We start from the raw sequence: 21,101 nt of genomic DNA on the forward strand, positions 1-21,101 counted from the left end.
TGCCGGTGTCTCAGACCCGGATCCGGATGATCTTGCGCATCCACAGCACGCCAAAGGTCATCGACACCAGCGCCCCGCCGATCATGCGCAGCCCCAGCGGGTCTTCCCACAGCACGTTCATGAAACCGGGATTGATCACCAGGATCATGCCGGCGGTGCCGAAGGGCAGCAGGCCCAGCACCCATGCCGACAGCTTGCCTTCGGCCGACAGCACGCGGATCTTGTCGAACAGCTTCAGGCGCTCGCGCACCATGGTGCCGATCGTGTCGAGGATTTCGGCCAGGTTGCCCCCGCTTTCGCGCTGGATCAGGACTGCGATGACAAAGTAGCGCAGGTCGGCCACCGGCACGCGCATGGCCAGGTTGGTCATGGCCTCGTCCAGCGCCACGCCGTAGTTGATTTCTTCGAAGGTGGTGCGGAACTCCGGCCCGATCGGCGCCTTCATTTCCTGCCCGACCATGCTGAGGGCGCCGCTGAACGAGTGCCCGGCGCGCAGGGCGCGGCTGATCATGTCGACCGCATCGGGCAGCTGGGCTTCGAGCTGTTTGAGCCGCTTGGCGCGCAGGTGGACCACGTGCAGCACCGGCAGCATGGCGGCCAGCACCGCGCCGAGCATCACCAGTGAAGCCGGTAGCGGCAACAGCGGAATCAGTGCGACCGTGCACAGCACCACCAGGGCGCAGTACCCGAACAACTGTGCCACTGACCAGGTGCTGCCGGACTGCTCGAGCCAGCGATCCAGCGCGCCGATGCGCGGCACCCGCATCAGCCACTGCTGCAGGCGCGGCGAGTCGGCCAGCAGGCGCTTCTTCAGGATCGAGAGCTGCTCGGCGCCGACGTGTCCGCCGGCCGACAGCGCCCGCAGCCGCGCTTCGATACGCTTGGCCGCGGGTCCGTGGGCATTGTTCCACCACAGGTAGATGCCCTCGACGCAGAGCACCACGGCGACGAACAGCAGGATGCCGAAGGCGTAGAAGATCGTGCTCATGTGTTTCTCCCCCGGATGGATCGTATTGGCATGGGCCGTGGCGGGTCAGACTTCGTAGCGCTTGGCGGGGTCGTAGGTATCGTCAGGCAGTCCCACGCCGAACACGCGCAGCCGCTCGGCAAACTTGGGATAGACCCCGGTGGCGCGGAAGTTGCCGCGCACGGTACCGTCCTTGTCCACCCCGGTGCGCTGGAAGGTGAAGATCTCCTGCATGTTGATGATGTCGCCCTCCATGCCGGTGATTTCCTGGATGCTGATGATCTTGCGGCGCCCATCGGTCATGCGCGCGGCCTGCACGATCACCGTGATGGCCGAGGCGATCTGCTGCCGCATGGCCTTGGCCGGCATGGTCAGGCCCGCCATGCTGACCATGTTTTCCAGCCGTGTCAGCGCATCGCGCGGGGTGTTGGCGTGGATGGTGGTCAGCGAGCCTTCATGGCCGGTGTTCATCGCGTTGAGCATGTCCAGCGCCTCGCCGCCGCGCACTTCGCCCAGGATGATGCGGTCCGGGCGCATGCGCAGCGCGTTGCGCACCAGCGCGCGCTGCGTGATTTCGCCCTTGCCTTCGATGTTGGGCGGCCGCGTCTCCAGCCGCAGCACGTGGGGCTGGCGCAGCTGCAGTTCCGCGGCATCCTCGATCGTGACCACACGCTCGTCTTCCGGGATAAAGCCGGACAGGATATTCAGCAGCGTGGTCTTGCCGCTGCCGGTGCCGCCCGACACCAGCACGTTGACCTTGGCCTGCGACAGCGCCTGCAGCAGTTGCGCCATCGGCGGCGTCAGGCTGCGCAGGTTGACCAGGTCGGCCACCTGCAGCGGATTCACGGCAAAGCGGCGGATCGACAGCAGCGGCCCGTCGATGGCCGAGGGCGGAATGATGGCGTTGACGCGCGAGCCGTCCGGCAGGCGCGCGTCGACCATCGGGCTGGTTTCGTCGATGCGGCGCCCGACGCGCGACACGATCTTCTCGATCACCTTCATCAGGTGCGCGTCGTCGTAGAACACGACGTCGGTCAGCTCCAGCTTGCCGCGCCGCTCGACATAGGTCTGGCGCGCCGTGTTGACCAGGATGTCCGACACGGTCGGGTCTTTCAGCAGCGGCTCGAGCGGGCCGAAGCCGAACATCTCGTCGTAGATCTCGACGGTCAGCTGGCGGCGCTCGGTGTCGTTGAGCAGCACCTTCTGTTCGTCGACGATCAGGTTGACCAGCGCGGTGATCTCCTGGCGCACCTGTTCCTGCGGATAGCGTGCCAGCCGCTCCAGCTCGACGCGGTCGAGCACGGTCTCGTGGACGTCGCGCTTGAGCTGGTGGTAGCCGCCCGATACGGAGGCGGCCGAGGTCGCAAACTGGATCGCGGCGTGGCCGTTGGCAGCGAAGGCGGGCCCGGCATTGGCCAGTTGTTCTCGGATCGACATGATGGACTCCTCGTTGACGGGTGCGGCTGACCGTGGCCTGTCGGGGCAATTGGTGGAATCAGGTGCTCTTCGCCCGCAGCATCAGCCGGCGCAGCGGCGATACGGTTTCGGCACGGGTGCGCCGCTCGGCCTCGGCCGGGGCGCACAGCTGCGTGGCCATGGCGTGGAGCGCGCGCGTCATGGCGCTGCGCCGGCTCAGCTTGGCCACCGGCTCGCCGTGGCTGATGGCCTCGTCCACGGCCGCCGGGTCGTCGGGCAGGGTGAAGGCGGCTTTCACGCCGAAGATTTCTTCCATGGTGGCGCGCGGCATCTCGTGCTTGCGGCCGGTGCGGTTGAGCACCAGGCGAACCTTGTCGGCGGAGTAGTGCAGGGCGCTCAGGATGTCGAGCAGCCTGCGCCCCGGACGACCGAACGAGATGGCGGGCTCGGCCACCACGCAGATGCGGTCGCTGTGGTCCAGCACGCCGATAGACAGCGGATCGATGGTCTGGCCCAGGTCGAAGATCACGAAGTCGTAGGCCGGCTGTACCACCGAGAGGATCCACTCGAGCTTGTCCTTCTGGATCTGGCTGGCCTTGACCGGGTCGGCGGCGCCGGCCAGCATGTCGAAGCCGTTGTCGACATGCACCAGGCAGGCCTCGAGGAAGGCGCTGTCCATGCGGTCGATCTGGCTGCAGATCTCGGGCAGCGTCGACGGCGGGATCTTGTCGCTGACGATATAGGTCAGGTCGCCAAAGTGGCGGTTCAGGTCGACCACCAGCACGCGCTTGCCCAGATGCCGCGCCAGCGCATCGCCCAGGTTGGCCGCGATGAAGCTGGTGCCGGCACCGCCCTTGCAGGAGATCATGGAGATGACCTGCGCGGTGTCCTGCGCGCGCGGCACGTGAGTGGCTTCCACGCGCCTGAGCGCCTCGGACAGTTGCGCCTTGTCCAGCGGCCATGGGAGGACGTCGCGGATACCGGCGCGCATCGCCTTGATCAGCACCTCCGAACCGGGCGCCGGCGTGACCAGGATGCACGGCAGCCCGGGATGCTGCTGGCGCAGCAGTTCGACCGCCTGCATTTGCTGCGCGCTGATGGCGGGCAACTCCAGGATCAACAGGTCGGCCAGGCGCAGCCGGCTGGCATGCAAGGGGAAGCGGCCCAGGCCCTCCTGCAGCGTCATGGCCTGGAAGTTGCCCACCGTGGCGCTGATCCGGTGGATTTCGGCCAGCCGGTCGGCGTCTTCGGAAACGATCAGAATTCTGAGCATGGCGTGCTCCTGGTTCATGCGCGCTAGTTGCAGATCTTGCCGCTGGTGGAGGAGTCGAGGCTTTCCCGCGGCAGCGTGGTCGTAAACGGAGGCAGCGACACCGTGATCGGCACCACCGGAATAAAGGTCTTGACCGAGACGTTGGCCACGCTGACGGTGACGGAGCGGCAGGAATTGCGTGCGGTGTCGGCGTCGGCGTCGCAGCCGCTCGGCTCGTAGGCGACCTGGATGTTGCTGGCCTTCAGCAGTGGCATGAGAAGCGTCATCCGGTCCTTGATGGCGGTGTCGGTGACGTCGCACACCACGGCGATGCGTGCGCCCAGCCGGGTGGCTTCGCCGGCAGTGTTCCAGTAGAACAGCACGCGCGAGAATTCAGCAATGCCGATCAGCAGCATGAAAAAGATGCTGGCGACCAGCGCGAACTCGATGGCGGCTGCGCCGGCCTGGCCAGAACGTGGGCGCGGGGCGCGGATCGGGCTCATAGCACCTGCCTCATTACGGTGGTGATGTCGGAGAACGCCAGCGCGCCCACATTGAGGTAGCGCTGCATGGGCGAGTAGGTGAAGCCCGAAATCTTCACTGCCACCAGATTGATGGTGCCCGCCGGCGTGCCGGAATTGCCGCCGCCTTCGTAGATGGCGACATTGGCAAACTGCTTGCCGGCGCAGCCGCTCGAATCCACCCGGTCGCAGACCACCACCATCGACGTGCTGAGGCCGTTCACCAGCGCGGTGCCGCCGCAGGTGGTCTTGCCATAGACGGCAATGCACTTGGCCTTGTCCACCGGGTAGTTGGGCTCGGTGGGCGCGTACTGCGACAAAAAGCGCGCCGCGTCACGCGTGGCCTTGGCCAGGGCGTTGTACTGGTAGATGGCGCGGCCGAACTCCGCCACGCCGGTCACCAGCGTCAGCAAGGGCACCAGGACCAGCGCGAACTCCACGGCGACCGCGCCGCGGCGATTGCCCCTGCGTTGCCTGCATCGCTTCATGATCGGCTCCTATTGCACCAGCACCGGCACGCGAGGGCCCTTGCCGTTGCTCGCTCCGGGCACGCCCTGGGTCGCGCACGGGCTGGTGGGATCCTTCGAATCGCCAAGGTACTCGATGTAGGTCACGTCCTTGATGCTGGGATTCTGCATCGGCTGCACCATCAGCATGCAGGCCCAGGATTCCACCGTGGCCTGCTTGGTCGAGGCAAGGTCATTGCAGTTCACCACCGGCACCTGTACCAGCCTGCGGTCGGCGCCGGCCTGATGGACCGCCTTGGTCGAAGCCGAGCCCTGGGTCGACAGCCCGCTGTTGGTGTCGGTCTGGTACGGCTCGTTGGTGCCGCGCTTCTGGATGAAGTCGGCGTAGGCGTTGCCGCCGTTCGGCGGATTCCATTTCGTAACGCTGTAGGCATAGCCGGTGAAGTCCGGTGTGCCGTCCTGCGGTCCCTTGTAGGAGCCTGTATAGATGCCGAAGCGGGTGTTCCACGCCGGTATCAGCGACGAGATGCTGCCCGGCTGGCCGACCTTGGAGCCCACTACCGACAGGTCGCACTGTCCGGAGCCGGCCAGCAAGTCCGCCAGTTCGGAGGCGCCGCCTCCGGGAGGAGTCAGGTCAGCCCAGCCAAAGCTGCCGGGACCGTAGGGATCCTTCTCGTCCTTCGACTTGATCCAGTCGCCGCGGTTGTAGGCGGTCCTGACCGGATTCGCGGTCTGCGGCGTGCAGATGTAGACCGGGATGGCGCAGGCCGTCTGCGCGCTGGTGGTGGTGGCGACCGCCATCGCATTGACGGTGCTGGGCTGGATATTCATCCCCGGCAGCGTGTTGAGGACCTGGATGAACCACTGGGCAATTCCGGTGCGCTCGGCCGTGCATTTGACGTATTTGATCTTGTCGAGCGAGTAGGGGACCTTGTCCTTGGTATAGAAGGTGTTGTCAGGGGTGTCGCTGTACGAGACGTTGAGGTTCTCGAACATCTCCACGGCCTTGCCCTGGAAAAGGGCGGCGTTGCGGGTGCCGGTGGTCAGGCCGGCGGCCTCGGACACGAGCAGGGGCGTGGCCCCCGTGACATCGCGCGCGGCCGCCAGTGCGCAGGCGTCGACGCTGTTCTGCAGTTCGCTTTTGGTCACATAGAGCTTGCCCAGGTCGAGTGCCAGCCCGACAAAGCCGATCAGCACGGCCAGCGACAGCCCGACGATGATCGCCACGGCGCCACGCTGGCGTCTGCGCCGTGTCAGCGTGGTCCGTGCGAAGCCCGATGTAGACATGATAGCCTCCGCGGTCCTGTGGTTCAGCGGCTGCCGCCGCCACTCATGCCAACGCCGCCATAGCCGCCGGCGCCGAAGTCGATGGTCATGGACGGCGATCCGCCTTGCTGGCCATTGGACAGCGAGCGGTCGAAGTTCTTCATTGCCGCCACGGCGGTCTTGCCGTCGGTGCCGGTGACGGTCGGCAGGCCGGCCGGCGCGTCGGGATTGATGATCTGCATCTGCGTGACGGTGGCCAGCGCCACGCCGCGCTGGCCGTCCCACACGGGCGTAGTCGTCATGCAGCCCGACAGGCCGAGGCAGGCCAGGCCGCCCAGCACCACGACGGCGGCGCTGCGCGAAAGCTTCAGGGTCTTGTTCATGGTCGTTCTCCGGTTCTGCGGTTGGCGCGTCGGGTCAGTTGCCGCCCGATGCGGTGCGGCCGGTGGTGCCCGCCGCCGCGGTCCTGGCTTGCGCCAGCCGGGCGGCGGTCGCTTCGATGCGGGCAATGCGCGCGGCGGCGTCCTCCGCGGGTGCCGGCGCCACCGCGCTGCTGCGCGCGGGGGCAGCGGGGGCGAGCGGGGACGGACGCGGACTGGCTGCCGCCGGGGCCGGCGGTGCAGCCGGCGTCGGCTCGTCCAGCGGCCTGCCGGTCGGCACGGCCGAGACCGCGGTGGTCGGCGCGCCTTCGCTGCGCGGTGCCGCCGGCGGTGCGGCGGGGACCGCGGCCGGCGCGGCGGGCTGCGACGGTGCCGGGGCCGGTTGGGTCGGACGCTTGCCGTCGCCTTCCATATTGCCCATGAAGTACAGCGACAGCGGGTTGGGCGCGGAGAAGCTGTCGGTCGGCAGCGGGTAGTTGTTGGTCTGCATCGGCTTGACCAGGCGCGGCGTGATGATGAATACCAGCTCGGACAGGTCCTGCTGGTATTGCGTGCTGCGGAACAGCGTGCCCAGCACCGGTACTTCGCCGGCACCCGGCAGCGCCTTGAGCGAGCCGCGCGCGCTGTCTGTCAGCAGGCCGCCGATGGCGAAGCTCTCGCCGTCGCGCATCTGCACCGTGGTGGAGGCGCGGCGGGTGGTGATCACCGGCAGGATGGTCTGGCCCGCCAGCGTGCCGCCACGGATGGTGGCGCCGGTCGGCGACAGTTCGGACACCTCCGGTGCCACCTTCAGGTGGATGCGGCCATTGGCCAGCACCGTGGGCGTGAACTTCAGGCCCACGCCGAATTCTTCTTCCTGCAGCGTGACGGTGCCGGCGCCGTTCAGCACGTTGGCCTGCGCCACCGGGATATAGATCTTGCCGCCCGCGAGGAAGCTTGCTTCCTGGCCGCTGATGGTAACCAGGTTCGGTTCTGCCAGGATCTTGACCAGGCTGTCGTTCTTCTGCGCGTCGAGGGCGAACTCGAACGGACGGTTGTTGGCCTTGCTGCCGAAGACCGCCGCCGACGCGCCGGTCAGCAGCGACGTCACCAGGCCGCCGCTCCAGGAGCCGAAGCCGCCCTGCAGGTTCACCGCGGAACCGAGCTGGTTCAGCAGCGTCTTGGACACTTCGGCGACCTTCACTTCAAGCATCACCTGCTGCGGCGTGTCGACCGACATCATGTTCAGCACGCTGCCCTTCTTGTTGCCGTCGCCGCCCTGTGCCGCATTGGCGTAGGCCTGTGCGATCTCCATGGCCTGCTGCGCCGCCTGCGCGTTGGTAACGCTGCCCGTCAGCACGAGATTGTCGGCGGCGGTGGTCACGCGGATGCCAGGCTCGCCCGGCAGCAGCTGGCCGAGCGAGGTCTGCAGCCCGCCGGAATCGGCGTTGACCACCACGTTGATGATGCTGCAGCTGCCGCTGCGGCCCTGCACGATCATGTTGGTGGTGCCCACGGTGCGGCCAAGCACATAGAGCGTCTGCGGCGACACCATGGTGGCCTGCACCACGCTGGGGTTGCCCAGGGTACGGTTGCGTACCGGCTCCTGCAGCGTGATCAGCTGCGACTTGCCGACCGGAACCACCACGCTGGATTCACTGCGGATGGCGCCGGTGCAGTTGGGCCCGCGCGCTTCCGCCGAAGGCGCGGCCGGAGCCTGCGCGGCCGGCGCGGCGCCGGGCGTCATGCTGATGGTCATTTGCATCGGGCCCTGCGGCGCCTTGGCGGCAGCCGGTGCGGTGGCCTTGGTCAGGTTGCCTGCCTCGACCGCGGCTTGCGCCGCGGCGGCCAGTGGCGTGCAGAGGATGGCGGCCAGCACCAGGATGCGGGTGCCGCCTGCGGCGTCGGATCGTGTCTGGTTCATTTTGAGTCTCCCCCCGGAGAGCTGTATTGCGGCTCGGAATTCGTTGGATGCCATGGTGCCGGTGCTCAGAAGCACTCGACGCCGCCCTGCATGCCTGACAGCACGCCGACGCAGTTGCCGCGTGCGGGCGCTGCCGCCACCGTGCGCGTCTTCACCACGGTGCGGGTCTCGGTCTTGGTCACAACCTTGGCCGGCGCCTCCGGTGCCTTGCCCAGCAGCGTGCCCTTGGTGGCGCCCCCGGTGCTGATGTCGGCCACGTCCATCTGGTTGCGCAGCACCAGCGAGAGCGTGCCTACGCTGCGCGCCACGTCGAGCTTCTCGGCCTGGTCGGGCGTGACTTCGAGCGTCACGGCGTTGACCACCTTGGGCTGGGTTTCGTCGCGGCTGACCTGCTGTGCGACCGCCAGCACCAGGATCTTCTCGAGCACGATCTTCGAGATGCTGCTGTTCTGGCTGCTCTTCGCTTCCTCGTTGGTGTTGACGATCACGTCGACGTAGTTGCCCGGCAGCGCGAAGCCGGCCACCCCCACCACATCGTTGACGCGGACCGTGATGGCGCGCTTGCCGTCGTTGATCACCGCCGACAGGCCGCCCTTGGTGCCGACCGGCGCAAGCTTGGCGTCGAGAATGGGCTCGCCGCGCTGCAGGCTGGTGCGGACCACGCGTCCTTCCAGCGCCTTCAGGTCAGTGAAGGCCCCGGGCGGCACGCTGCCCGCCGGCCAGCTGACCATGCGCAACTGGGCGCCGTTGAGCGGCTGGCCCAGGTTGAGGTCATTGGCCGCCACCACCACCTGCTTGACTGAGCTGGACGACTGCTGGACCAGCCATCGCGACGCCGATACCACTGCGGCCACGCCGGCGACCAGGGCGATCAGCAGCATCAGGATTGCGCGTGTGTTCTTCATGATGACTCTCCCCTACAGTTGTCCCGAGTATTCGGTAGTGCAATTCAGCTTGCGGCGCGGTGATCGTCCGCCCATTGGTGCGTTGTGTCCGGAGGCGGCATCGGCGCGGCCGCGGTGCGCAACCCGTAGTAGCTCTGCCAGGCGGACAGCAGGCCGGCTTCAGTGACCTGCGCGGCGTGGCCGTGGTACCGCACGCCTGAATCCACCAGACGCAGCAGGTCACGAGGGATGCAGGCAAGCAAGGGCGTATCGCTGGCGTAGTGCAGGTTGTCGACCAGGAAGCCGAAGACCGCGTCGGTGCTGGTCAGTCCGAACTCGGCGGCGGTGCGGTGATAGACCTCGCGGTAGTCGTCCACCGACAACGGCCCCACATAGAGCTTGCTGCCCAGCCGGCGCAGGAAGGCATCGTCGCCCAGCGCCGCCGGTTCGAGATTGGTCGAGAACACCGGCCAGACGTCGAACGGCACGGAGAAGCGCACGCCCGTGTTCAGCGTAAACATGTCGACTGACCGGTCCAGCGGCACGATCCACCGGTTGAGCAGGTCGGCGACACCGACCAGCTGGCGGCCCAAGTCATCGACGATGTAGATGCCGTTGTTGGCCTTCATGTGCGGGGGCGCCTGGTAGAAGCCGGCAGTGCGGTCATAGCGCAGGTCCAGCATGGACAGCGTCAGTTCCCCGCCCGACAGCACCACCGGGCGATGGCACAAGACCCAGCGGCGGTCGAGCGAGCGATGCGCCAGCGACGCGTCGCTGTTGTCGAAGGGAACATGCACCAGCGGGTCAAAGACCTGGACGATTTCTCCGGCGACGGTGATGGCGTGCGGCACCGGCACGGCGCCGGGCAACAGCATGCCCAGGCGCTGCGCCAGGTAGGTCTTGCCACTGCCGGCGGGACCATAGATCATCAGCGCGCGGCATGTATTGAGTGCCATGCCGATCGCGTCCAGCAGGCGGGACGGAACCACCAGGTCGTGAAAGGCGGCAGTGACATCCGCCTTGCCCACCTTTGCATGGCTGACCGAGTGGCTAGTGACGGCGGCTATGTAGGCCTCCAGCGTGACCGGCGCCGCTCCCAGGTAGCTGCAGCGCGCAGACGCTTCCGCCGCGCGCGCATATCCCGCGTCGGTGAGGCGGAAGCGGACGTCCAGGTCGCTGGCGCCACGATGCGCGACTTCCAGCAAGCGTTCGCGCACGGCCACGGCGGCCACTTCATTCACCACCAGCGCCGGCAGTTTGAGCGTGTCAGTCAGTACCGCCAGCGTGACAGTACGGTGCAGGTAGGCCGCCTTCATCAACAGGCCCAGCAGCTGGGCGATGTCCAGGCCGGTGTCGGCGACGGTGCGCGGCAGCGCGTACCAGGCCGGCAGCGGCAGCGTGTCATGTTCGGCGCTCCTGCCGCTCGCGACGGGCTCCAGGAGCCGCGTGGCGTGGCGCGATTCGTGATGCTCGATCATTGCCGTCCCCTGTATTCTGATCCGCAAGTTCACTTCAGCGCGCCCGCCGCGGCCGGCGCGATAGTCATGGCCGCCTCACGTGCCGGCAAAGAGCATGGCCAGCGTGCCTGCTGCGATGGCAACGCCGTAGGGCAGGGAGCCGGCTGATGTCCTGGCCTCCCTTTGCGTGGGCGCTGCGCGATGCTGAACGGCCATGCTCAGCAGCATGTGGCCGACCCTCGACAGCGTTGCGCGGGCCTGGCCGGTGAACAGAATCAGCGCCAGCGCCCAGACGCCGCCGATCAGCCAGGTCGCAAGCGCGATCTTCGGCACCATGCCTGCGCCAAGCCAGGCGCCCACGGCTGCCATCAGCTTGACGTCGCCCGCGGCCATGCCGCGCAGAAGGTAGAAAGGCAGCAATATCGCCAGGCCGGCCAGCCAGCCATAGAGCCATGCGAGCGACCCCGTGGTCATGCCGTGGATGGCTGCCTGCATCGGCAGGGCCGCGAGCCATGCGCCGAAAGTCAGCCAGTTCGGAATGCGACGACGGTCCAGGTCGATGGCCGCGGCTATCGTCACGATGCCGATCGTGATGGGGCCCACTAAGGTCGCGAGAGTGGCGGATTGCATGGCGTCAGGCTGGCAAGGTTGGATGGCAGCGTGTTCGTTGGTCCGGATGCGTCAAGGCATCCTGGAGGCGATCATTTCGTACATGAGCTTCACGGCGTCGCCGACCGTCGAGACCGTGCTGACAATGGCGACCGCGATCAGCATGCCGAGCAACGCGTACTCGATGGACGTGACGCCTGCGTCGTCATGCGATAGCTTCGATATGGCGGTGAAGAGCTTTTGCATCGCGCGCTCCTGCTAGCGTCAGTGCTACGTTGAGCGTGGTGGATCCCGCATGGCCGGCCTTGCGGACGACCATGCGGGCGCGCCGGTCAGGTGTTGGCCGACGTGAGATAGCTGCCGATCTTGCTGAACACGCTGTTCAATTGCGTGCCAACGGTCTGGACCGACACGATGATGACAATGGCGATGAGAGCGGCAATCAGGCCGTATTCAATGGCCGTTACCCCGTCTTCGTCGCGCAGGAACTGCTGGAACATGGTGGTCAGGGCTTGCATGACAATCTCCTTTGATCGAGAAGAACCACTCGGTACTGCAGGACAGCGAAACCGCTGTATGGGAAAGCTGGCATGGCCAGCTCAAAACCGGCGGGCGCGCGAGGCGGGCGGCGCGCAGATGGCGCACGCATGGAACGGCCAGCGGCCAGGACCGTGCATCCCCAGAGGGCTGCGCGCCTGCAACCGACGCTCTGCCGAGGCGTGCATGCATCGCGCAGCATGCTGTGCATGCTGGGCGCGGGCCATGCAACGGAACGGCACGCTGCCGCCCAGCCGGGCAGCGGCAGGGTGCCTGGCTTGCATGTGCGGCAACGCCGATTGGTGGACGGCAGGCATGGTGAAGCTCCCCGTATATTTCTTGTGTTGTCGGCCAGATCGCGCCGGCATCGCGGCAACCCCGATGCTGATGGCGATGCAGCGTGCCTTGGCATAGGCAAGGCGCGGGCCAGCTGGCGTGAAGCCGTTGTCCCACAAGGCTTTCCAGCTATCGGTGCGGCATCGGTGCGTGCCTGTTCTGCACCGCAGCGGCGTTCCGGGCGTGCTTCGTTGCCAGCCGGAAACGCGCGCCGTGCAAGCTAATTCGGATGACTCGACCGATGCACTAGTGCACATCCCGGCGCACCGCTCGCTGCCGGCCGGCATGGCGCACTGAACTCAGCCAAAAGCATGAGCCCGTGAGGTGGGCCGCGTGCAGTGCCTCGGGCGCCTGGATGACCTGCCTGGCCCGCTCGCCTGAGCGTCGCTGCCCTGGGCCGCCTGATGGATGAGGAAGCGCTGCCTGGTGCCAGCGTTTCCGAATAGAAACATCACGGCTGCGCGGTACCCTGCGAGCTGTTTTGAGAAGAGGCTGCAGGATCCTCGCTACCCCTTGTGGCATCGACGTTCCACGCCAGACCAGGCCTCATGATTCAGGATGGAAACGTCGTGCGAGGATGCGCTCGCTGAGTCCGGGAAGGTGCGCGTCCAGGCATCCCCGCTGGCTTGCGTTCCCCCGCCTGAGCGACAACACTGAACCGCGGAGGCCGGCTGTTGGCGGCGCTCCTGCGAGGTCGATGGCGCGTGCGCATGCTTGCACGCAGGCAGGCACGCTACACGCTGCGATCGAGCACGGGCAGCGGCGGCTGCGCGACAACGTGAGTCTGCGGAGCGAGCGACATGGCTTTCCCTAACCTGATGGACAGCAAGCAACCGATCGGCGCGCCAGGCGGGCACTGGCTCGATGCGGGCCGTCTATGGCTGTATACGTGCGCGGGGCTGATCTGCTACGTGTCGTTCCTTGGTATCTGGATGTTCCGAGCCTGGGTCTTGACTGTTCCGGGGCTCATCCAGCCGGGCGCGGATTTTGTCGTCTTCTGGAGTGCGGCGAGCGTGGCGCTCGAGCAGGGCGCAGCAGCGCCGTACAACTTTGACCTGTTGCACGCCAGAGAGATCTCAGTCATGCCTGACCTGGCGGCCGGCGATGGCAAGCTGCCATGGTTTTATCCGCCTACATTCCTGCTGCCTCTGCTGCCGCTTGGCCTGTTGCCCTACTGGTGCGCTGCCCTGGTGTTCCTGTTGGGGGGCTTCGGTTGGTACGGGCTGGCAATGTCCCGGACATTGCCGTGGCGCGGCGCCTGGATTGCCGCATTAGGATTCCCGGGCGTCGCCATCGGCGTTGCGACTGGGCAGAACTCGCTTTGGCTGGCCGGCACCGCCGGCCTGGCTCTGACACTCCTGCACCGGCGCCCGATGCTGGCCGGGATGTTGCTCGGGCTGCTTACGGTCAAGCCACACCTTGCGATCATGTTCCCGCTTGCCTTGTTCTGCGCGGGCGCATGGCGTGCGTTGCTCGGACTGATAGCGAGCGCGACGGCGCTGGCCGTCCTGTCGCTGGTGTGCTTCGGGGTCGAACCTTTTCTCGCATTCCTGAAAGCAACGGGCGTTGCACGCGCGGCGGTCGAGGACGGTTCGGCAATGCTGGTGCGGATGCCAACGGTATTTGCGGCCGTCAAGCTGCTGCTCGGAGGCGTTGCCGTGCCCTATGTCATGCATGCGACGTGCGCCTGCGCGGCAGTGGCTGCGGTGATCTACGCTTGGTCACGCCCGTGCAGCTTTGCACTGCGTGCAGCGCTGCTATGTACTGCCATGCTGTTGGTTCCTCCCTACCTTTACGACTACGACCTGGCTTTCCTGGGTATCGCCATCGCATGGCTGGGCCTTCATGCCCATCGCCACGGTTGGCTGCCCGGCGAGCGCGAGCTGCTGATCCTGTTGTGGCTGCTGCCTCTGTACGGCCTGTTGGCGGGAGAGTGGGTCGGGATACCGATGATGCCGCTCGTATTGTTGCTGGCGCTGGCGCTTGCCGTCTGGCGCGTCCGGCTGGAACGGGCTGGCAAGGCATCGGGCGATGCCTGATCACAGAGCTACGGCGGCTATCCGATAGTTTCGCCGGGCCGAAGACAAGCGCTGGATAGCGCAAGCATGACACGACGCGCACAAGATGCGGCGTCTCGGGGAGAAAAACCATGTCGGGTCCATATGATGTCAGGCTGCTTTCCTTGGTGGTGCCTTGCTACAACGAGTCGGACAGCATCGGCAGGTTTTTCGACTGTGTCATTCCGGTGCTCGAAGCCATCGATGCGATCCGCTTCGAACTCGTGCTGGTCAATGACGGCAGCTCGGACGACACCCTGGACCAGCTTATTGCATACTCGCACCGGGATCCTCGCGTGCGGGTCGTTGATCTGACGCGCAACTTCGGCAAGGAAGCGGCCCTGACTGCGGGCCTGGACGAGGCACTGGGCGATGCGGTGATCCCGATCGACGCCGATCTTCAGGACCCGCCCTCGCTGATCCCCGAACTGGTCAGGCGCTGGCGCGAAGGCGCAGAGGTAGTGCTGGCGCAGCGCAGCAGCCGGGCGTGTGATTCCTGGCTGAAGCGCGTGACGGCAGGTGCTTACTACCGCGTCCATAACAAGCTGTCCGACCAGAAGCTGCCAGTCAATGTGGGAGACTTTCGCCTGATGGACCGCGTGGTGGTCAACGCCCTCAAGCAATTGCCGGAGCGGCGACGCTTCATGAAAGGCCTGTTCGCCTGGGTTGGCTACCGCACCGTGATCGTGCCGTACGAGCGCGAGCCCCGCAGCGCCGGGCATTCCAAGTTCTCGGGCTGGCGCCTGTGGAACTTCGCGCTCGAGGGCATCACCAGCTTCAGCACCATGCCGCTGCGCAGCTGGACCTACATCGGCGTGGCGATCGCGCTGGGGGCGTTCGGCTACGGCGCGTTTATCGTGGCGCGCACGCTGGTGTTGGGCATCGATGTCCCGGGCTATGCGTCGCTGCTGTCGGTGCTGCTGTTTCTCGGCGGCATCCAGCTGATCGGCCTGGGCGTGGTCGGCGAATATGTCGGCCGCATCTACGACGAGGCCAAGGGCCGGCCGATCTACCTGGTGCGCCGGCGTTACCAGGAAACCGGGCAGGGCAGGAGCGTGGCGTCGGGACGGCGCGTGATCCGCATCGATCGCGGCCACGTCAGCAATGGCCGCTGAAGGCCGCCGCCGCGGATGTCCTGCGGCGGCTCAATCGCGGTAGGTCCAGGTCCGGTGCAGCAGGTAGGTGAGCATCGGCACGGTCAGCACCACGCCAGCCAGCCCTGTCCAATAGCTGGCCCCCAGCCATTGCGCGGTCCACGAAATACCCACGGTCAGCGCCAGCCCCAGCAGCGAGACGCCGGCAAAACGCCGCAGGGTGCGGTGGTGCAGGCGCGAGGAGAAGCTCCACAGGGTATTGAGCAAGTACGAGCACAACGTGGCGGAAACGAAGGCGAGGCCGTTGGCCGTTACCGGCGAGGCGTCGAGCAGGTTCACCAGCGTGGCGGTGATGGCGACATGCACGCCGGTCGAGGTGGCGCCGGACACCACGAACCGCGTGAAGCGGTGCAGCCCGGGCGCGGTGCCGCCGGCGTTCACGATGCGCGCAGCACGGCCATCAGCGAAATGCCGAACGGCAGCGAGCCGCGCGCGAGCCAGTGGCGCTCCGCGCGGAACACGCGGTGCAGCACGTGGTTGACCGGCGCGGCCGGCAGGCCGGCGCCGGTCGCGTGGCGGCTGCCACGCAGCCGGTCGCCCATGCGCGCGGCGACGGCCAGCGGGAACAGCATCGTGTTGAAGTAAGACATCCGTTCCACATGCAGGCCACAGCGGCTGGCCAGCGCGTGCAGCGAACGCTTGCTGTAGCGGCGCTGGTGATGCAGGAAGACGTCGTGCGCGCTCCATAGCCACTGGTAGGCGGGCACGGTCAGGAAGACCGCGCCGCCCGCCTTCATCAGCCTGGCCGCGCAGTCCAGCGAGCCGGCATCGTCGGCGATGTGCTCCAGGCAGTCGAGCAGGCAGACCAGGTCGAAGCTGTGCCCTGCGAACGGCATCTGGTCGGGACATTTGCCAAGGCGCAGGTCATAGGCGTCGCCGGCTTTCTCGCGTGCCAGGCGAAGTGCGGTGCCGTCCATTTCCACCGCGCTGACCTGGCCGAATTGCGACAGCATCGCCAGATTGCCGCCGGTGCCCGCGCCGATCTCGAGGATCGACGCCTGGCGCGGCAAGGCCAGGCCAGAGAGGATGGTGGCGACGATCTCGCGCCGGCCACGGAACCACCAATGACTGGCCTCGGTGTCGGCCATTTCAAGGTACGCGTCAGGGGACATGGATCCGATCCTTCAATGGGAGCGTGGCGGTGCTAGCCCTGCACGCAGATCAACCCCAGGTCTCCCTTCTTCACCTGCAGCTTGTAGTCGCGCATCAGCCGGAACAACGTCACCCGCGAAATCCCGAGTTCGGCGGCCACGTCGATCAGCCGTTCATGGTGCCGCTGCAGCGCTTCGACAATGGCGTTCTGCTCGGCGGCCTCGCGGATCGCGGCCAGCGTGAGCGGGCGGTCTTCGGCGGGGGCGGCCAGCTCCAGGTCGTCGGGCTGGATCACGCCGTCTTCGCACATGGCCGCCGCGTGGCGGATGCGGTTGATCAGTTCGCGCACGTTGCCGGGCCAGGTGTGCAGCTGGATCGCACGCAGCGCCATCGGCGAGAAGCCGCGGATGCGCGCCGGCGATTGCTTGCGCACGGTGTCCAGCACGTGTTCGGCAATCAGCAGGATGTCGCTGCCGCGCTCGCGCAGCGGCGGCTGGCGCACGCGCAGCACGCACAGCCGGTGGTACAGGTCGCCGCGGAAGCGCTCTGCGGCGATCGCGGCTTCCAGGTCGACGTGGGTGGCGGAGATGATGCGCACGTCCACCTCGACCGACTCGGTGCCGCCCAGCCGCTCGATGCGCCCGGTCTCCAGGAAGCGCAGCAGGCTGGTCTGGCTTTCGATCGGCATGTCGCCGATTTCATCGAGGAACAGCGTGCCGCCCTGTGCCATCTCGATGCGCCCGGGCTTGCGCTTGGTGGCGCCGGTAAAGGCGCCGCGCTCGTAGCCGAACAGTTCCGACATCAGCAGCGTAGGCGGGATTGCCGCGCAGTTGACCGCAATGAAGGGGCGCGAGGCGCGCGCCGAGGCACGGTGGATGGCCTGGGCGGCGAGTTCCTTGCCGGTGCCCGACTCACCCGAGATCAGCACCGGCGTATCCCAGCGCGACACCTTCTCGATGCCGCGGAACAGTGACTGCATGGCCGGGCAGCTGCCGATCATGCCGTCGGGCCGGGCCGTGCGCACGGTTTCATGCTGCGCGCCGGGCCGCAGCCGGGCCATGCCGAGCGCATGACCCAGGGCCTCGGCCAGGCGCGGCTGCTCCAGCGGCGCGGTGTGGTAGTCGACGAAATACAGGCCGAGCAAGCGGCGCGCGGTTTCGCTCAGCGCGTGCTGGCCGGCGACGATGCCGATCCAGCCGATATGCCGCTGCGCCAGCCAGGGCTCGAAGGTTTCCAGTTCGGCATCGCCGAAACCGCCTTGCAGGTCCAGCAGCGCGGCAAGGGGCTGGCTGGTCGGAGGCATGGCCTGCAGGTCCTGCAGGTTCGACGCAAAGCTGATTTTCCAGCCGCGCTGGGCGAACAGGCGGCACAGCGTGGCGTCATGGTGCTGCGACAGGTACAGCAGCGGGCGGTTGGCGTACGCGCTCATGAGATTTCCCCGGATTCTTGTTTTTGCGGAACTGGCGGCCGGCATGGCCGGCCGCTGGTCCCGTTGGCTCTAAGGCTTGCGCCGGCCGCATCGTGGCGATGCCGCGCGCGGCGCGCTCCCCAATTTCTGTTGTTCCACCCCGTTCTTGTCCGGGCGCACCGGCATGCCGGCTTGCCGCGGGATTCAGGTGGCACGGACCGCTTGCTTGCGCTCGCGGCCCGTGCGCCTGAATGACCTCCGCTTTATCTTGTCGACCCCATGTCATGGCGGGTGCCGATGCGGGCCAGTTCCTGCCGCGTGGCCCCCGCTTACAGCGCCAGTCCAATTCCCCGCCCTGGGTTGCGGGGGTCGTCCTGAAACTGATCCTCGGCGAACGCGTGCCAGTGTGCTTGCCGCTCTCGTTTCAGACTTCCCCTTTGTGCCGGGCTTCTGTTCGCGCCGACATATCTGCGACGACTGTGCCAGAGCGTGGTAAGTCATTGAAAAGAAAGGTAATGCGATATCTGGGTGGAGGCATCGCCGGCGCGGCGCGGCGCAAAACGTTCCGCTCTTGTTACGCCGCGCGGGCATTTCGTGTTGCAACGCAAAAAATCTATCCGCGGCAAAGCAACGTATCGGGCACGGATTCGGCGGATGGGGTGCGGGAGGAGGCATTTCCAGCGTGCAGGGCCCACCTAAACGAGGGAGTGCAAAATTGGAAACACCCGTGACGGAGGGCTCCGATACTGCACCTCACCATCCCGCAAAACAGTTTCATTTCCGTTACAAGGATTTGAAGGGCATACATCTTTCGCCGACATGGGGCGACCGCGCCGACCTCAGCCTTTTGGTGCCGCGCACGCGCGGGCAGTACTGGCGGGATGGAGAAAACCGGCGCGTTGACAGGCCTTCGGACGAATCGTGGCTGGGCAGCTCAGCCGCTTCTCATCTGTTTGGATGGGCAGAGCAAGATTTCCACGCAGGCTGGCAAGCGGGACCAAATGGTTGCATCCGTGAAACTCGGACATCGTGCCGACCACGCGTCGGGGTTCTTGCGTGGTACGGGGCGGGTGGGCCTGACAGGCGACAAGCCTTTGATTTGGCGGGCCTAGACGAAAATGATTCGTATTGCCAACATCGCGGGGCCAAACAATTTCACGGATGAAACTGCACGGCATTGCCGGCGGCGAGCGTGGACGCCTGCGCGCCTTCCAGCCGCACCTGTTCCTGCAGCCAGGCATGAAACTGCTGGATGGCCTTCTCGCGCGGATTGCCTTCGCGCCAGGTCACCCAGTAGTGCAGGCTCGACGGGATCCGCGTGGGGCCGATCTGCACCAGTTCGCCGCTGGCCAGGTAGTCGTGCGCCAGCTGCGCGCGCGCCGTCGCCACGCCCAGGCCGGCCACGGCGGACTGCAGCATCAGGCCGGCGTCCTGGAAGATCGGGCCACGCTCCGGTTCGTCGCCGGGCAGGCCGGCGGCCTCGAGCCAGTCGCGCCACGGGCGCAGGGCAAAGCGCAGCATCGGCAGGCGCGGCACGTCGGCCAGCGTAAAGCCCGGGTAGCGCGCCAGCAGCGCCGGGCTGGCCACCGCGATCACGTGGTCTTCGATCAGGTTGTGGCACTCGAAGCCGGGCAGGTCGATGCGCTGGTGCCAGATGCCGACATCGACGCTGTATGGGTCCGGGGGCGTGATCTCCGCATGCAGCCGCAAGTGCAGGTCCAGCGACGGCACCTGGGCGTGCAGGCTGGGCAGGCGCCGGATCAGCCAGGCATTGGCCAGGTCGGCCATCACGCTGACTTGCAGCCGGATCACCGGCGGCCCGGCACTGTTGCCAGCCTCGCGCAGCGCGCTTTCGATGTCGTCGAGCGCGCCGCGCACCTGTTCGGCCAGCCGCGCCCCGACGCTGGTGGGCGCCATCTGGCTGCCGCTGCGCTGGAACAGCTTGGTGCCGAGGCTGGTTTCCAGCGCGCGGACGTGATGGCTGATGGCGCTGTGGGTCAGGGCCAGCTCCTCGGCCGCGCGCGAGAAGCTGCGGTGGCGCGCGGCGGCCTCCAGTGCACGCAGCGCTTGCAGCGGCGGCAGGTGGACGGGGCGTGTGGAAGCTCTGGCTGGGGCCTTGGCCATGGTGGTCAAATTCTACTCACAATTGCCGCGGAATTTCCGGTTGCCCCCGAAGGGAATCACGGCAAGGACCTGCGGGACATTGGACGACAGCGAATTGACTGCCGGCGATGGAGGCGGCGCGTGGTCTCCTAGCTCTTAAGGTTGATTCGCCTAAAGGACGATGCCTGTCCTGCACGCCGCACAGTATCTTGCCCCTATCAGCTTTGCCTGGCGACGACGCATCGCGAATTGCCGTCAGGTCATGCCGGGGGGCGACAAGAATGACAACGGGGACTCGGGTCTTTACCCGTGGGGATGCGCTGAGATGGGGAGTGGTCTTGCTTGTGCTGGCACTCGACGGAGCCTGGCTCGCCGCGAGCGGGCGTTCCGTGACCAGCGCCAGCCTGAGCGGTAGTTGCCTTGGCGTGGCTGTGCTGGCTGCGATTGCCATGACGCTGGGCCTGATCGCCTCCCATCCCCGTATCGACGCTACGTTGCGCGGATTGCACTATCGGCGTCTGGCGCTGGTGGCGCACAGCGGCGCGCTGCTGATCGCTTTCACCAACGTCATGGGTGTCATGTCATATCTGCTGGTGACACTGGCGCCCCCGCTGGTGGATGGCCGGCTGGCGGCGCTCGATCAGGTGCTCGGCTTTGACTGGCCGCGGACATACGCCTGGGTGCGTGCCCATCCGGGTATTGATTACGTTCTGAAGCTTGCCTACATCAGCGGACTCGCCCAGCTGGTACTCATTCCCATCCTGACCGGTCTGCTCGGGCAGGCCAGCTATCTGCGCGAGTTCCTTGCGAATTTGATGTTGTCTTGCGTGCTGCTGTTGCTGATCGCCGCGCCTTGGCCCGCGGCCGGCGCCTATGTCAGCTACGGCATGGCCAGTGCAGACGAGCTTGCCACGGTCGCGCACTTCGCCCAATTGCGCGACGGCACCCTGCAGGTGTTCGATTTGGGTCAAATGCAGGGCCTGGTTTCGCTGCCGTCCTATCACACCGCGCTGGCCCTGATCTTTATCCAGGCGATGCGCTGGTCGAAGATCGGTTTCGTCCTGGCTTGCGTATTGAACGGCCTGATGATTCTTTCCACGCCCACGGAGGGAGGGCACTACCTTGTGGATGTGGTCGCAGGTGTCGGGCTATGGGCGTTGACCGCAGGCATGCTGCATGCATTCGCCGGGCGGCGCACGCCGGCGAGGCTCGGTCAAGCGGCGCCGGCACAGCTGGCTTGAGGGGAAGGCGGGCGCGGGAGAGCGTCGGCCAGCGGGCAACGATAACAATAA

20 protein-coding genes are annotated in these 21,101 nt (G+C 66.6%); 3 read left to right on the forward strand and 17 right to left on the reverse strand.

The features are described 5' to 3' along the window. Positions 1–10: 10 nt before the first annotated feature. The 13 genes from RALTA_RS03345 to RALTA_RS03405 form a co-directional block, all read right to left on the reverse strand. Positions 11–988, reverse strand: a complete 978-nt coding sequence (locus RALTA_RS03345; protein ID WP_012352007.1) for a type II secretion system F family protein — start codon at positions 986–988, stop codon at positions 11–13. Positions 989–1,033: 45 nt separating this feature from the next. Continuing rightward, on the reverse strand, positions 1,034–2,404 hold the full coding sequence (locus RALTA_RS03350) for a CpaF family protein (RefSeq protein ID WP_012352008.1): 1,371 nt from the start codon (positions 2,402–2,404) through the stop codon (positions 1,034–1,036). Positions 2,405–2,462: 58 nt separating this feature from the next. Beyond that, positions 2,463–3,656, reverse strand: a complete 1,194-nt coding sequence (locus tag RALTA_RS03355; protein ID WP_012352009.1) for an AAA family ATPase — start codon at positions 3,654–3,656, stop codon at positions 2,463–2,465. A gap of 23 nt (positions 3,657–3,679) precedes the next feature. After that, positions 3,680–4,138, reverse strand: coding sequence for a TadE/TadG family type IV pilus assembly protein (locus tag RALTA_RS03360; RefSeq protein ID WP_012352010.1), 459 nt, complete (start codon positions 4,136–4,138; stop codon positions 3,680–3,682). Next, positions 4,135–4,644 (reverse strand): TadE family protein, encoded by a 510-nt coding sequence (locus RALTA_RS03365; RefSeq protein ID WP_012352011.1) that lies wholly within the window; start codon positions 4,642–4,644, stop codon positions 4,135–4,137. Before RALTA_RS03365 ends, RALTA_RS03360 begins: the two co-directional genes overlap by 4 nt. Positions 4,645–4,653: 9 nt before the next feature. Next, positions 4,654–5,910 carry a pilus assembly protein TadG-related protein gene (locus RALTA_RS03370; protein WP_012352012.1) on the reverse strand — a complete coding sequence of 419 codons (1,257 nt, stop codon included), beginning with the start codon at positions 5,908–5,910 and terminating at the stop codon, positions 4,654–4,656. 23 nt (positions 5,911–5,933) lie between these two features. Further along, positions 5,934–6,272, reverse strand: a complete 339-nt coding sequence (locus tag RALTA_RS03375; protein ID WP_012352013.1) for a hypothetical protein — start codon at positions 6,270–6,272, stop codon at positions 5,934–5,936. 34 nt (positions 6,273–6,306) lie between these two features. Continuing rightward, entirely contained in the window at positions 6,307–8,172 is a 1,866-nt protein-coding gene (locus RALTA_RS03380) for a type II and III secretion system protein family protein (protein ID WP_012352014.1), read from the reverse strand. Positions 8,173–8,237: 65 nt separating this feature from the next. Beyond that, entirely contained in the window at positions 8,238–9,077 is an 840-nt protein-coding gene (cpaB, locus tag RALTA_RS03385; RefSeq protein ID WP_012352015.1) for a Flp pilus assembly protein CpaB, read from the reverse strand. A gap of 44 nt (positions 9,078–9,121) precedes the next feature. Next, positions 9,122–10,534 (reverse strand): ATP-binding protein, encoded by a 1,413-nt coding sequence (locus RALTA_RS03390; RefSeq protein ID WP_012352016.1) that lies wholly within the window; start codon positions 10,532–10,534, stop codon positions 9,122–9,124. A gap of 75 nt (positions 10,535–10,609) precedes the next feature. After that, positions 10,610–11,143: an A24 family peptidase gene (locus RALTA_RS03395; protein WP_012352017.1), complete on the reverse strand. Its 534-nt coding sequence runs from the start codon at positions 11,141–11,143 to the stop codon at positions 10,610–10,612. A 51-nt stretch (positions 11,144–11,194) separates the two neighbouring features. Next, on the reverse strand, positions 11,195–11,368 hold the full coding sequence (locus RALTA_RS03400; protein WP_012352018.1) for a Flp family type IVb pilin: 174 nt from the start codon (positions 11,366–11,368) through the stop codon (positions 11,195–11,197). An 86-nt stretch (positions 11,369–11,454) separates the two neighbouring features. Further along, a complete protein-coding gene (locus tag RALTA_RS03405; RefSeq protein ID WP_012352019.1) occupies positions 11,455–11,640 on the reverse strand; it encodes a Flp family type IVb pilin in 186 nt (61 codons plus the stop codon). Between the two features lie 1,155 nt (positions 11,641–12,795). Between RALTA_RS03405 and RALTA_RS03410 the strand changes: the two genes are divergently transcribed. Beyond that, entirely contained in the window at positions 12,796–14,034 is a 1,239-nt protein-coding gene (locus tag RALTA_RS03410) for a glycosyltransferase family 87 protein (RefSeq protein ID WP_012352020.1), read from the forward strand. 110 nt (positions 14,035–14,144) lie between these two features. Further along, positions 14,145–15,167 (forward strand): glycosyltransferase family 2 protein, encoded by a 1,023-nt coding sequence (locus tag RALTA_RS03415; RefSeq protein WP_012352021.1) that lies wholly within the window; start codon positions 14,145–14,147, stop codon positions 15,165–15,167. A gap of 30 nt (positions 15,168–15,197) precedes the next feature. Here the strand turns inward: RALTA_RS03415 and RALTA_RS03420 are convergent, their stop codons facing one another. The 4 genes from RALTA_RS03420 to RALTA_RS03435 form a co-directional block, all read right to left on the reverse strand. Continuing rightward, positions 15,198–15,587 (reverse strand): GtrA family protein, encoded by a 390-nt coding sequence (locus tag RALTA_RS03420; protein WP_012352022.1) that lies wholly within the window; start codon positions 15,585–15,587, stop codon positions 15,198–15,200. Further along, positions 15,584–16,318, reverse strand: coding sequence for a class I SAM-dependent methyltransferase (locus tag RALTA_RS03425; protein WP_012352023.1), 735 nt, complete (start codon positions 16,316–16,318; stop codon positions 15,584–15,586). The genes RALTA_RS03420 and RALTA_RS03425 overlap by 4 nt, the downstream gene beginning before the upstream one ends. 32 nt (positions 16,319–16,350) lie before the next feature. Continuing rightward, positions 16,351–17,727 (reverse strand): sigma-54 dependent transcriptional regulator, encoded by a 1,377-nt coding sequence (locus tag RALTA_RS03430; protein ID WP_012352024.1) that lies wholly within the window; start codon positions 17,725–17,727, stop codon positions 16,351–16,353. Between the two features lie 1,134 nt (positions 17,728–18,861). Continuing rightward, a complete protein-coding gene (locus RALTA_RS03435; RefSeq protein WP_041232063.1) occupies positions 18,862–19,830 on the reverse strand; it encodes a LysR substrate-binding domain-containing protein in 969 nt (322 codons plus the stop codon). 323 nt (positions 19,831–20,153) lie between these two features. On the opposite strand from RALTA_RS03435, the gene RALTA_RS03440 reads away from it, so the two are divergent. After that, on the forward strand, positions 20,154–21,050 hold the full coding sequence (locus RALTA_RS03440) for a phosphatase PAP2 family protein (protein ID WP_240989978.1): 897 nt from the start codon (positions 20,154–20,156) through the stop codon (positions 21,048–21,050). The last annotated feature ends 51 nt before the right edge of the window (positions 21,051–21,101 follow it).

The sequence above is a fragment of the Cupriavidus taiwanensis LMG 19424 genome, assembly GCF_000069785.1.
Lineage (GTDB): Bacteria > Pseudomonadota > Gammaproteobacteria > Burkholderiales > Burkholderiaceae > Cupriavidus > Cupriavidus taiwanensis.